General features: G+C 60.3%; 8 protein-coding genes. 3 read left to right on the top strand and 5 right to left on the bottom strand.

The window, feature by feature from the left end; translation table 11 throughout:
- Window positions 1-185: 185 nt before the first annotated feature.
- Together CGL56_RS12940 and CGL56_RS12935 are read right to left on the bottom strand one after the other, a co-directional pair.
- A complete protein-coding gene (locus CGL56_RS12940; RefSeq protein ID WP_099106986.1) occupies window positions 186-2648 on the bottom strand; it encodes a TonB-dependent receptor domain-containing protein in 2463 nt (820 codons plus the stop codon).
- Between the two features lie 479 nt (window positions 2649-3127).
- A complete protein-coding gene (locus CGL56_RS12935; RefSeq protein WP_262490633.1) occupies window positions 3128-4081 on the bottom strand; it encodes a DUF5996 family protein in 954 nt (317 codons plus the stop codon).
- A 247-nt stretch (window positions 4082-4328) separates the two neighbouring features.
- Between CGL56_RS12935 and CGL56_RS12930 the strand changes: the two genes are divergently transcribed.
- From CGL56_RS12930 to treS, 3 genes are all read left to right on the top strand, one after another.
- On the top strand, window positions 4329-5792 hold the full coding sequence (locus CGL56_RS12930; RefSeq protein WP_099106985.1) for a pyridoxal phosphate-dependent decarboxylase family protein: 1464 nt from the start codon (window positions 4329-4331) through the stop codon (window positions 5790-5792).
- 720 nt (window positions 5793-6512) lie between these two features.
- Window positions 6513-6926 carry a hypothetical protein gene (locus CGL56_RS18110; protein ID WP_143470727.1) on the top strand — a complete coding sequence of 138 codons (414 nt, stop codon included), beginning with the start codon at window positions 6513-6515 and terminating at the stop codon, window positions 6924-6926.
- A gap of 594 nt (window positions 6927-7520) precedes the next feature.
- Window positions 7521-10805, top strand: a complete 3285-nt coding sequence (gene treS / locus CGL56_RS12925) for a maltose alpha-D-glucosyltransferase (RefSeq protein ID WP_099106984.1) — start codon at window positions 7521-7523, stop codon at window positions 10803-10805.
- On the opposite strand, the gene CGL56_RS12920 is transcribed toward treS, so the two are convergent.
- From CGL56_RS12920 to CGL56_RS12915, 3 genes are read right to left on the bottom strand one after another with little or no spacing between them, the layout of a single operon-like run.
- Window positions 10794-11468, bottom strand: a complete 675-nt coding sequence (locus tag CGL56_RS12920) for a TIGR04283 family arsenosugar biosynthesis glycosyltransferase (protein WP_209280318.1) — start codon at window positions 11466-11468, stop codon at window positions 10794-10796. The two genes, treS and CGL56_RS12920, sit on opposite strands and share 12 nt — an antisense overlap.
- On the bottom strand, window positions 11383-11712 hold the full coding sequence (locus CGL56_RS18360; protein ID WP_209280319.1) for a hypothetical protein: 330 nt from the start codon (window positions 11710-11712) through the stop codon (window positions 11383-11385). The genes CGL56_RS12920 and CGL56_RS18360 overlap by 86 nt, the downstream gene beginning before the upstream one ends.
- A 22-nt stretch (window positions 11713-11734) precedes the next feature.
- Window positions 11735-12763: an aldose epimerase family protein gene (locus CGL56_RS12915; RefSeq protein WP_099106982.1), complete on the bottom strand. Its 1029-nt coding sequence runs from the start codon at window positions 12761-12763 to the stop codon at window positions 11735-11737.
- Window positions 12764-12820 lie beyond the last annotated feature (57 nt).

Genomic DNA, 12820 nt, shown 5'->3' with positions numbered 1-12820 from the left:
AGCGGGTAGTTTCCTGGCCCGGAGGAGGTAGTGACGTTCTACCGTGGTCTTTGGTAGTTTGGGGAAATCCTACTCAGCCACAGTTGGGGATTAAGTCGATTCGTAGAAAAGGGGTGGGGCGGGGTGCAGAAAGTGCTGGCTTTTCAAGTCTTCATGGCACCCGCGTACCCGACGGAATCAAGTGCTTAGTACTGCTGGTTGTCGCCTCCTTCTTTCTGGTCCTCGTTGCTCACGCGGGGACGCCGGTTCTGGGCCTTGAAGTCGATGGCGCCGAACTTATGCGTCAGGTTAATGCCGAAGCTGCGGAAGGGGAGAATAAATTCAGATGTTTGATTAAAGTCTGGCCCGCTCAGGTTGCTACCGAATACTTTATTTTCACTGAAGGGCTCGATGATGCGAATACCCACCGCGGTACGCTCGGAAATTTCCCAATTGGCACCCACGCCGAACATGCTGAAACCTGGGGTATTGCCCTGGAGGGTCTGCTGGGGCCCACGCCCGAAGGCGAAGAAGTCCAGCCGCAGCTTATCGGTGAAGCTGTAGCTGCCGCCGGCGTTGCCGCTGATGACGTCAGCTGAGCGTTGAAGTTCCTCGCCCCTCACGATACCCGTACCGTTATAGCGACCGTAGTTGAGGCTACCGCGCAGCTGCAGTTTTTTGAAAAGGGTAAAGGAAGTGAAGACGTTGGCTCCGTACGTATCGCTGCTGCCGATGTTGAGAAAGGTCGTAGTGCTGGCGATGCCGTCGTCGCCCACCTGCAAGTAGCTTTCGATGAGGTCGTTGGTCTGCCGCAGGTAGATGGATGCGTTGAGGACGACGCCCTTGATGTAGGTGTTGTAAGCGACTTCGTACTGGTTGACGAGCTCAGGCATCAGATCGGGATTGCCGATCTGCAGACTGTTGGGGTCCGAGATGGACGTGAAGGGATTAACGTAGTACAGACTGGGGCGCTGAATGCGCTCGAGGTAGCTGGCCTTGAGGTTGCTGAAGGGGCTGAGTTTCCAGCTGAGGATAATGCTCGGCAAGAAGTTGGAGTAGCTGTTTTGGAATGAAGGGTTTTCACTATGGAAATCACCGCCGATCTCGGTCGATTCGTAGCGGGCTCCGGCGACGAGTCCCCACTTGTCCCCCAAGTTGAAGTTGAAACTCAGGTAGGCGGCGTATACATCCTGGTCGTAAAGGAACAGGTCGGTCAAGTTGGGGTCGTCCCGAAACTGGCCCTCGTCGTTGTCCTTCACCTGGGTGCGGTAGTCGCTGTCGATACGGCGGAGTACGGCTTTCACGCCGGTCTCCATTTTGACTCGTTCCGACCAGGGGTGGATGTAATCGAGCTGGCCGGTGTATTCCAGGTTGGTTCCCTCGTTGGAGTTGATAAGATCACGCTGATAGATCGGCAGTCCCCCGTTTTGGTCGACCGTATTGTCGGTCCGGCTGTCCTGACCGCTGACCTGGAAGGCAAGGACCACCTCACGGCCCTCCTCCTCGGCGAAGGTCCTGCGGTAATCGAGGGTGGCGTCGAAGCCACTGTTGTCGTTACCGCTGTCGTTGAAGCGATCAAAGCTTACGTTTTCGCTGCTTCCGAAGTTATCGATCAGGCCAAGCGTCGTGCCGTCATTCGAACGGCTGAAGCGATTGTAGCGGCCACTCAGGTTGAGGCTGTTGTATGCGTTGAAATCGTAAAAGGCGCCAATGTTGCCGTTGAGGCCCAGGATCTTCGTGCCATTGGTTCCCGACTGCGCAAGGCTCCGAATGGGCTGTCCGTCCAGCAGGTCGGTGCGCAGGAAGGTCAGTTCGGCATCGCGTTTCCAGCTCCAGAAGCCGTTGACGCCACCGTTGACGCCGAAGCGGCCCATGAGCGCGTTGAGGTTCAGGCCGGCGTTATTCTGCCGGGTACCGACGCTAGAATTTACGGTGCCGGTGAAGCCCTGTGCGTCCTTCTTTTTGGTGATGATGTTGATGATTCCGCCCGAGCCTTCTCCGTCGTAGCGGGCAGAAGGGGTGGTGATCACTTCCACCGATTTGATCTGATCGCTGGGAATACTCTTCAGGGCATCGGCCACGCTAGTGGCGAAAATGGTAGAGGGCCGCCCGTTGACCAGGATGCGCAGGTTTGAGGAGCCGCGCAGGCTGACATTGCCTTCCAGGTCGACACTCAGGAGCGGAACTTTACGCAGTACGTCGCTGGCATCTCCACCCGAGTTGGTGGCGTCTTTTTCGGCGTTGTAAACGAGCTTGTCGATGCGGTTCTCAATCAGGGCGGCTTCGCCGATCACTTCCACCCCTTCCAGCATAATGGCATCGGTACCCAGCGCGATGGTGCCGAGATCGAGGTCGGGATTCTTCGAGGTGTTGGTCACCTCGGGTAGGGTCTGTGCCTCGTAGCCAATGAAACTGACCTGTAACTGATAGCTTCCGGCCGCTACGTCGGCGATCCGGAAAGCCCCGCTGGCCTCGGATATGGTACCGGTAATCTGTTTGCTGCCGTCGGCGGAAAGCAGCACAATGGTGGCGTACTCTACCGGCGTGGAAGAAGAAGCGTCCACGATAATGCCCCGGATACTGCCCTTAATACCGGGCGTTACCGGGCGTTGGCCAATGAGGGTGGCGGCACCGAGCAGGCACAGCAGAAGCAGGGGGAAGTTTCTCATAACGTAGTGGGAATGATGCTCATAAGTTGAGTCTAATAAAAGGGAAACGCTGCCAATGTTCGTATGGTTCTAAATCTACCGAACTAATTGTACTTTTTCTCTTGCCTTCCGCTATGGCCAGCCGGTTTATAAGTTCAAGGTTGCTTTTCAGCTAACCGGGCAGTCCGGAAATTCAGCACGCTACCAGCATGAAGAAGGGCCCGCTTTTTTGAAGGCAGGGACTGGAATAAGGAAGTTCAAGGAGAGGTGAATTCGTTCCGGATCGTAGTGATGCCGCTTGTTGAGTCCAGATTCTGTTGCACCTGCGTACCCTTTTCCTTCACCACGATGGCGCGATGGAGGGAGGGGATCTCGATTTCCTGACCTGGGATGGCTAAGTCATCCCAGGTCGGCATCGATTGAGGCAACACACCAGGGCAGGTGTGTTGTAGTTTGTTGAATCCCGACCTTATGGTTGTGTCGGCTCCCGCGGTCCCTCCCTACCCGTCAAAGCTCTCGTACTGCAGCTCGTCCACGTCCCAGCCCGCCCGCCGCGCACCGGCGATATATGCACTCTGCAGGAAATCGAGGAGGGCCTCGCGGGGGTGGTCGGCTTCCACTACGTCGGCCCAGGGCAGGAAGGCCTGGGGATTGCCGTTGCTGTCTATCCAGCGGGCCGCGGCCGGCCGTAGCGGTTCGTCGGTGAGCCCCTCCGGCGCGGGGTAGGTGTAGGAGTAAAAGGCCGCTTCCCGCACGTTCTCGTCGCCCGGCCAGAAGCCAAAGCTGATTACCTCGTGGCTGTAGGCGTCCCGTTCCAGGGCCGGGGCGGTGGGTGGCATGGGCGGGGCGGGGCGACCGGAAAAGCGGGTAACCACCAGGTCGAAATGGTGCCAGTAGAGTTGCACCGGACAGGTCTTTCCGTAAAAGTTAGCGGCAAATTCCTTCAGTACCCCATCCACCCACCGCAGGGCGTGGAAGAAGGTGGCCACGGCCGCCGGGTCGTAGTCGGCCACGTCGGTAAGCTCGGCGAAGGGGCGGGTGGTCTCCAGGTCGAAGGGCCGGGCCAGGATCGGGGTGGCGGCGCCCACGCGGTCGAGCAGGGCATTCAGGCGGTGGTAAAAATCGGCAACGCTGAGCCCCTCCTCCAGCCGGAAGCTTTCGCTGGCGTCGTAACTCGTGATCACCTCTAGACGGTGGTCGACCAAGTCGAGCCGAATCTCGAGCTGCCCGCCATCGTCGTCCAGGGGCATCCCGCGGGTGGTCAGTCCCCATGGATCGACGTACAGCGTCAGGTTCCACCAGTGGTTGCGGGCGGGCATCCGCGCCTTGCGCACCTTCCCCACGACCTGCAGAAAATGGTGGAGGGTTCGCTTGGCGGGTTCCCAGGGGGGGGAGGGGCAATGGCTGCATGGGGAGGAGTTTTGGGCGGCGGCGGCGCGCGGGTTCCGGTAAATTAGGGGAAAGCCACCCGGGTTCGGTGCCGGGCCATCACATTTTACGGTGGGTATTTGTATCTCCGTCTGGCCATGGCCATCCCACCAACGGCGATGAGCAGTGCGCCTGACGGGAAGTCAATAAGGCGCTTGGGTAATCCAGGCAGGGGTTCGCACCCGTATCTTGGCCGCCCCCTTCCCCCGATTGCTCCCGGCTGCGCCCTGAATGGTGCGTACCTAATGCCCATTGCTTTTCCACATCCGCCTTATGACCCCGCTCCCTACCGAATACGACTTCGACCCTGCCGACTGGCCCGCCGCCACCGCCCTCGGTCAGCGCATGCTCGCCGACATGATGAACTACCTAGAAGGGGTGGGGGATGAGGTCAGCTGGCAGCAAATTCCCGACGCAGTCAAGGAGAGGATGCGCGCCCCCCTTCCCCAAACCGGCCAACCGCTCGGGGATATTTACGCGGAGTTCATCCGCGACGTAGTGCCGTACAACAAGAAGAACATCCACCCCGCCTTCTACGCCTGGGTGCAGGGGACGGGCACGGTGACCGGCCTGCTGGCCGATATGCTGGCCTCGGCCCTGAACCCCAACGTCACCATCGGCGAACACATGCCGATGTACGTGGACGCCCAGGCGGTCGATTGGTGTAAGGAGCTGATGGGTTTTCCGGCTTCGGCTTCCGGTATGCTCGTCAGCGGAGGCTCGATGGCCAACATCACCGCCCTTACGGTGGCGCGCAACAGCCAGCTCGGCCCGGATTTTCGCGAGGAGGGCTTCGCAGTGGATATGCCCCGGACGACGGTCTACTGCTCCACCGAAACGCACAGCTGCGTACAGAAGGCCGTGGAAATCCTCGGCATTGGCAACCGTTACCTGCGCCGCGTGCCCGTCAATGATCGTTACGAGATGGACCACGAGGCCCTCATCCAGGCCATTGAGGAGGATATCGCCGCCGGACACCGGCCCATCTGCGTGGTGGCCACCGCGGGGACCGTGAATACCGGGGCCATCGATCCAATGGAGGAGATATTTAACGTCTGCCAACGGTTCGGGCTGTGGTTTCACGTCGACGGCGCCTACGGCGCGCTATGCCGCCTCGATCCGACCTACCGCGAACGGCTGAGGTACATGGAGCGCGCAGACAGCATTGCCTTCGACCTGCACAAGTGGATGTACCTGCCTTACGAAGTGGGCTGCGTGCTCATTCGCGACCGGGACTTGCACCGCCGGAGTTTTGCCCTCACCCCAAGCTATCTGCAATCGAGCCATCGCGGGCTGGCCGGTGGTCCCGACCCACTCAATAATTACGGCTTCGAGCTCTCCCGCAATTTCAAGGCCCTCAAGGTGTGGATGTCGCTCAAGGAGAATGGGGTGGAAGGCTACGCCCGGCTCATCGCCCAAAATAATCGGCAGGCGGAATACGTGAGCAGGCTCGCGGCAGCCACGGATTGCCTTGAGGTGGTGGCCCCGGTCTCGATGTCCATCGTCTGTCTGCGGTACATACGCCCGGGTATGACGGAGGAGGAAAGCAATGCCCTCAACCGGGAACTGTTGCTGCGGCTCCACGAGCGTGGCATTGCCAGTCCGAGCGCTACGGTGCTGCGCGGGATGTATTGCATTCGCATCTGTATCGTCAACCACAAAACCAAGAACCGCGATCTGCTGAGACTGGTGGAGGCGCTGGCAGGCATTGGGAATGAGTTGTATGGATCGGTGTAGGGCAGCTACGGGCTGCAGCCTGCCAGCTGCCGGGGCAGGTAGTTTCAGTTGAGGATTGATCCCGCGTAGTACCGCCAATGGGGTAGGTGCAGGTCGGCGGGCCATCGAGGGGTTATAACACCTCGACCATTTTGGACCACGAGCTAAGTTAAAAACTTGGCGGTGTATCAGAAGTATTGGTCCGAGAATTGAAAAAGCGGCGGCCTGAGTGGGGTTGCCAGTTTGAGGGTGACTAAACGTAAATAGGATGCTCACCTGCCCAGGCTACACAAGTGGAAAGACAATCCGCTACGGCCACACCTACCACGGCATCCAATGCTACCAATGCAAAGACTGTCGGGGCCAGTGTGTTGTCCGAAACGATCACTGGATGGGTGAATAGGCACGAACGTACATCTACAGACTGCCGCGCGGCTGGATCCGGCTGCGAACCGGATGCCGGCCGACCTTGGAGTTGCGCCAGGGTACCTCACTGCTTTTCGGTTACCCTGAATGAACTTCCCGTGCGGACCTGCGATTATGGTCCGCCGGTGGCCTCCGCGATCGACTCGGCATTTTCGGGTTACCTTTTCGGACCTTAACCAGGATGGAGTGATCACCCCAACCACCAATAGCGCCACGATAGAAATGCAGCTAAGGGCAAGGACGTCACAGGCATTCAAGAATGAAAAGCCTACACCTGAATATTATCGTGACTGGAAACTAAGCTATAAATAGCTTATGACTAAGGAAATGACTTTTTGGTTAATCCTAGAAGTTGTAGTAGGGTGCAAATCCACAGGTAGTGTTGCAGGGTACTACTATTCTGATACTACATCATTGAATAATCAAACTCTTTTTCTCAAGGAAAATGGAGGCTTCAGATATGATCTGAGCGTCGAGCTATCAGATGCTGAAAGCAGTGGGAGTTGGCGCTTACAAGGTTCAAAGGAGATAATATTGACAAGTAACGACTCTTTGCGTTCTGGCATCGTCTACTCTGTCGAAAGAACTGACGGTTCCAAGCATAGTTTTAGCATAAAACTAACTGATGCGCGAGGTGAGCCGCTACCCCATGCAACGGTTACAGTAAATAAAAAAAAGGATTCAATGTTAACGATACTGGATATGGAGCCTATCAAATTGAAGGTTTAAAGTCATTGGCGATACATTATCTTGGTGAGCATTATCAATACATACTTGAGAATGCAAATACAAACGTACTAGCGCTTGCTATAAAAATTAATAGTGAAGAAACGTTATTTTTCAATAATGAAGCGTGGAGGATCAAGGGGAGGAAGTTGAATGGAAAAAATGGATTAATATTGACAAAAACACAAGGGATGAGGGATGATCTATTTGAGGCTATGTTCTTATGTTCTCCCTAATAAATACCATCTACCCGTCCCGCCTAAGGAAAGCATGGACAAGCCGCATCCGTTGACAACCCGCTCCTCCCGATGAAGGGCGGAAGCATGCAACAACACTCTCAACCACCAAGCGCAAAATCGCGGACCCCAAACCAGGCCGTGCTGTTCCGACCCCAAGACCGGTCGGGTAGTAGAGGAAAACCGGCGTAGGAAATGCTGGTCGGCCAAGGAACCGGCAGGCACCAGTGCAGCGACCCAGGCCGGGGCCACGGTCGGCGGCTTTCGGTGTGCCGGGGCACCCGCGGACCCGCCTAGCAATGCACAAATTGGCCTACCTTCCGTTCTCTAAGCCGCACCCTGAAATCGTTATCCTCCTTCTATGACCACCAACTACCGCCGCGAACCCCTTTGGTACAAGGATGCCATCATTTACGAACTCAACATCAAAGGCTTCTTTGACGCCAACGGCGACGGCATCGGCGACTTCGCCGGCCTGGAGCAGAAGCTGGACTACCTGGAGGAACTCGGGGTGACGGCCATCTGGACGCTGCCCTTTTACCCCAGCCCCCTGCGCGACGACGGCTACGACATCTCCGACTACTACAACGTGAGCCCGCCTTACGGCCGGATGGAGGACTTCAAGCGCTTCCTCGACGCCGCCCACGCCCGCAACCTGCAGGTGATCACCGAGCTGGTCATCAACCACACCTCCGACCAGCACGAGTGGTTCCAGCGGGCCCGCCGCGCCCCGAAGGGCAGCCCCGAGCGCGACTACTACGTGTGGAGCGACACGGATGAGAAGTACCCCGACGTACGCATCATCTTCACCGATACGGAGACGAGCAACTGGACCTGGGACCCCGTGGCCAAGCAGTACTACTGGCACCGCTTCTTCCACCACCAGCCCGACCTGAACTACGACAGCCCCGACGTACAGCGGGAGATCTTCAAGGTGCTGGACTTCTGGATGAGCATGGGCATCGACGGCTTCCGCCTCGACGCCATCCCCTACCTCTTCGAGCGGGAGGGCACCAACGGCGAGAACCTCCCCGAGACCCACGAATTCCTCAAAAAGTTGCGCAAGCACGTCGACGACAACTACGACAACGTACTTTTCCTGGCCGAGGCCAATATGTGGCCCGAGGAGAGCGCCAGCTACTTCGGCGACGGCGACGAGTGCCACATGAACTACCACTTCCCGCTCATGCCCCGCATGTACATGAGCATCAAGATGGAGGACCGCCACCCGATCACCGACATCTTCGACCAGACGCCGGCCATCCCCGAGAACTGCCAGTGGGCCACCTTCCTGCGCAACCACGACGAGCTCACTCTGGAGATGGTCACCGACGAGGAGCGCGACTTCATGTACAACGTCTACGCCAGCGACCGCACCGCCCGCATCAACCTGGGCATCCGCCGCCGCCTGGCCCCGCTGATGGACAACGACCGCAAGAAGATCGAGCTGCTCAACGTGCTGCTGATGAGCCTGCCGGGCACCCCCGTGCTCTACTACGGCGACGAGATCGGCATGGGCGACAACTACTACCTCGGCGACCGCGACGGGGTGCGCACCCCCATGCAGTGGAACAACAACGAGAACGCCGGCTTCTCCGAGGCCAACCCCCACAGCCTCTACCTGCCCGTCATCCGCGACACCGAGTACAGCTACCGCTGGGTGAACGTGCGCCGCCAGCAACAGAACCCCAACAGCCTGCTGAACTGGACCAAGAAACTGCTCTCGAAGCGCAAGTCGTTCAAGGTCTTCGGCCGCGGCACCATCGAGTGGCTGAAGCCCGACAACGGCCGCATCCTGGCCTTCATCCGCGAGTTTGAGGGCGAGCGGGTGGTGGTGGTCGTCAACCTGAGCCGCCACCCCCAGGCCGTCAAGCTCGACCTGAGCGAGTACGAGGGCAGCAAGGTCCGCGAGGCCTTCGGCCGCACCTACTTCAACGAGATCGGCCGCGACCTCTACCAGGTCACCCTGGCCGGCCACGGCTACTACTGGCTCGAGATCGAAACCTCCGCCGGCCCCCTGGTCGACAACCGCGAACTGAGCCGGGCCACCCTGCGCGTGGATGAGCTGAAGAACTTCTTCAACAAGAGCAACCTGCGCGCCCTGGAGCACAGCGTGCTGCCCAACTACCTGCGCGCCGTGTCCTGGATGGGCGCCCGCGCCGCCCAGCTCGACCAGGTGAAGATCTACGATTATCGCCTGCAAGCCACCTCCGAACGCCACTTCGGCTGGATGCTGCTTGAGGTCACCTTCCTGGAAGGCCTGCCCGAACTGTTGCAGTTGCCGCTGGCCTTCCACAAGTACCGGGAGGACATCGACTACAAGACCCAGGAAGAAGTCCTGGCCATCATCGACAACGGCGACCGCGACGTGGTGCTGATCGATGCCCTCTACGACGAGGACTACCGCCGCGGCCTCATCAGCGGACTCAAGGAGTACGGCGAGATGAAGGACTTCCGCTTCCTGGCCCAGGAAAGCATGGCCTCGGCCAGCCGGCAGGACGCCAATATGGTCCACTCCGGTACCGAGTACATGCTGCTCCAGAGCCGCGACTACAACATCAAGTACTACCGCCGCGTCGACGGCAACGACGTGCCTGACCTGGAGGTGAAGCAGATGCTGAACCGCCGCGGCTACGCCTCCGCCCCGAACGTGCTAGGTACCCTCCACTTCACCCCCACCCAACGGCTCAACGCCACCCTGGCCATCTTCGAGGAGCGCCGCGAGAGCGAGGGCAACGCCTGGGAGTACGTGCTGAATAACCTGCGCCGCTTCTCCGAAAAGATCATCAACCGCCTCCAGCTGAACAAGGACGCCGAGGACGCCCACCCCGAGGAGGTGAACGTGACCGACACCATCCGCTACAAGGACATGCCCAGCACCATCCAGGACATCCTGGGGCCGAGCTTCGTCATCAAACTGGCGGAACTGGGGCGGGCCACCGCCGCCTACCACACCGTGCTGGCCGACGTCGACGAGCCCGGCTTCCGCCGCGAGGCCCTCTCCCTCCACTACCAGCGCAGCGTCTACGCCGGACTGAAGGGCGACGTGCGCGCCACCATCGACCTGATGAAGAACGTGAACGGTGAACTGGAAGGGGAGGCCGCCGAACTGGCCCAGGAACTCATCGACCGGGAAAAGGAAGTCCACAAGCGGCTGAAGCGGATCTACGACCACAAGATCGAGTCGGACAAGATCCGCATCCACGGCGATTTCACCCTGGAGCAGCTCATCATCTGCGACGACAAGTTCATGATCCAGAACTTCGACGGCGACCCCGACCGCAGCTACAGCCAGCGCCGCCTGCGCCGCAGCCCCGCCAAGGACCTGGCCAACATGATGCGCAGCATCAGCTACGCCGCCGGACTGGTCTACGAAGAGGACGCCCCCGGCATCCGCAGCGAAACCCGCAACCAGCTGGCCGACTGGCTGCAGACCGCCAGCCGCTACCTCTGCGCCGAATACCTCACCTCCTACCGCAAGGCCACCCAGGGCACCCGCCTGCTACCGGCCGACGATCGCGACCTCGAGGTGCTGCTCGATACCTTCCGCATCGAGAAGGCGCTGCAGGAACTGCGCTACGACCTGAACTACCGCCGCCACCAGGCCGCGGTGCCGCTGCGCGGGCTGCTGGAACTAATCGAGTAATCGACGGTACAGCCCCGCCAGTCGCGCTTGCCCCGCACCCAGGCGGTACAGGGTATAGAGCAGGGTGTATACCAGCTGGGTATACACGAATCCGTAGCGTTGGTACTTGCGCGGCGAGGTCACTACGCTGGCGGCCAGGATGCGGAAGCCACCCCGGTAGCGGCGCAGCCGCCTTACCATGTGGTTGTCCTCCAGCAACTGCCAGTCGTCCGGGAAGCCGCCGACGGCCTGAAAATCATGGCGCGATACCCACAGCGATTGGTCGCCAAAGCGGAAGGCGTCCACGTCAAAGCGGGTGAAGTAACTGTAGAGCCGCAGCCAGGGCATTTGCTCCTGGCCGGCGAACCGCAGCCGGAAACTGCTGGGTAAACCGAAGTCGTCCCGATTCAGGAGCTCCTGCCAGTCCGCCGGCGGCAGGGTATCGGCGTGCAGGAAGTAGAGGTATTCACCCCGGGCGGCCGCGGCTCCCGCGTTCATCTGTCGGGCGCGGCCGCGGGTGCCGGAGATTACCCGGGCGCCGAGGCGGCGCGCCAGCTCCGGCGTGCCATCGGTGCTGCCGCCATCGGAGACGATGACCTCAAAGGTAGGGGTCGCGGGCACCGCGCGGAGCCGGTGCAGGGTGGCGCTGAGGTTGGCCGCCTCGTTCAGGGTCGGGATGATCACGGAGCACCAGGGTGTCGTGGTCTTCGTCCTCGGGGGTGGTTGATTGATGGGGCGGGTCATCCTCCTCGGGGGTATTGTCGCGGGTGGGTAGGTAGTGCACCAGCGCCGCGCCCAACCCGATGAGCAGCAGCCACCAATCGATGATGCCGGTGTCGGAGCGTGTCAGCAACACCTCGACGATCTTCGTCCCCAGCAGCAGGCCGAAGGCACCGTAGACGATCACGTGCTTGAGTTCTCGGGTCATAGCGGCGTGGGGTTGGCACTATCTATTCAAAGCGATATTCGGTCGTGGAGTTGAAGGTGTTGCCTACTTTCAGCAGCGGAGTGACAAAGTTCTCCTGGTTGGGGGCGTCGGGGAAGTGCTGGGTCTCCAGGCAGAGGCCGCCGTAGGTGGGGGTAGGGGCCCCGCCGCGCATCTGGTACTTGCCGGTGGGGAAGTTGGTGGTGAAGAGCTGTACGCCCGGCTCGGTGGTCAGGCAGCGCAACCGGCGACCGGTGGCGGGGTCGGTCACCACGGCGCACTCCCGCAGGCTGCCGTCGTAGCCGCTGATCACGAAGTTGTGGTCGAATCCGTTGGCGGCCCGCAGTTGGGGGTGGTCGGCGCGGATGTCCCGGCCGACGGGCTTGCCCGCCCGGAAGTCGAAGGGGGTACCCTCCACCGCAGGGAGTTCTCCCGTGGGAATCTGCCGCCCGTCCACCGGGGTGAAGCGGTCGGCGTGGAGCTGCAGCTGCTGGTCCAGGACGGTGTCCGTCTGGCCGATGTTGAAGTAGGTATGGTTGGTGAGGTTGAGCACCGTGTCGCGGTCGGTGGTAGCCGCATAGTCGATGCGCAGGACGTTGTCGTCGGTCCAGGTGTAAGTGACCGTCACGTCCAGGTTGCCGGGGTAGCCCATCTCGCCGTCGGGACTGCGGCGCCGCAGTTTCACGCTGGCGGTGGTGTCCGTGGCCAATGGCTCGGCCTCCCACAGCTGGCGGTTGAAGCCTTCGGGGCCGCCGTGCAGCTGGTTGCCGTTCTCGTTGGCCACCAGCTCGTAGGTCCGGCCGTCGAGGGTGAAGCGGGCATCCGCGATGCGGTTGGCGTAACGCCCCACGATGGCCCCGTAGCTGGGGTTGGGGTCGAGGTAGCCCTGGAGATCGTCGCAGCCCAGCACCATCTCGGCCCCGTCCACGACGATGGACTGTACGATGCCCCCGTAGTTGAGGACGGCCACGGTATTGCCCGCGGCGTTGGTGAGCAGGTAGCGGGTCACGGGGCCGGCGGGGCACTGGCCCCAGGATTCATGGGTAACGGGCATAGGAGAGTAAGGGATTGCCTGGATTTGGGCCTAAGGTAGCGGATTAGATCTTTCTTT

Source organism: Neolewinella marina (assembly GCF_002631205.1).
Taxonomy (GTDB): Bacteria; Bacteroidota; Bacteroidia; order Chitinophagales; family Saprospiraceae; genus Neolewinella; species Neolewinella marina.
The sequence above is the reverse complement of the archived record's forward strand: the minus strand, read 5'-3'. Positions and strand labels throughout refer to the sequence as shown.

Bases quoted from the DNA above. Each gene is read 5' to 3' on its own strand.
- CGL56_RS12940 (WP_099106986.1), bottom strand. From the start codon at position 2,648: ATGAGAAACTTCCCCCTGCTTCTGCTGTGCCTGCTCGGTGCCGCCACC.
- CGL56_RS12930 (WP_099106985.1), top strand. From the start codon at position 4,329: ATGACCCCGCTCCCTACCGAATACGACTTCGACCCTGCCGACTGGCCC.
- CGL56_RS18110 (WP_143470727.1), top strand. From the start codon at position 6,513: ATGACTAAGGAAATGACTTTTTGGTTAATCCTAGAAGTTGTAGTAGGG.
- treS (WP_099106984.1), top strand. From the start codon at position 7,521: ATGACCACCAACTACCGCCGCGAACCCCTTTGGTACAAGGATGCCATC.
- CGL56_RS18360 (WP_209280319.1), bottom strand. From the start codon at position 11,712: ATGACCCGAGAACTCAAGCACGTGATCGTCTACGGTGCCTTCGGCCTG.
- CGL56_RS12915 (WP_099106982.1), bottom strand. From the start codon at position 12,763: ATGCCCGTTACCCATGAATCCTGGGGCCAGTGCCCCGCCGGCCCCGTG.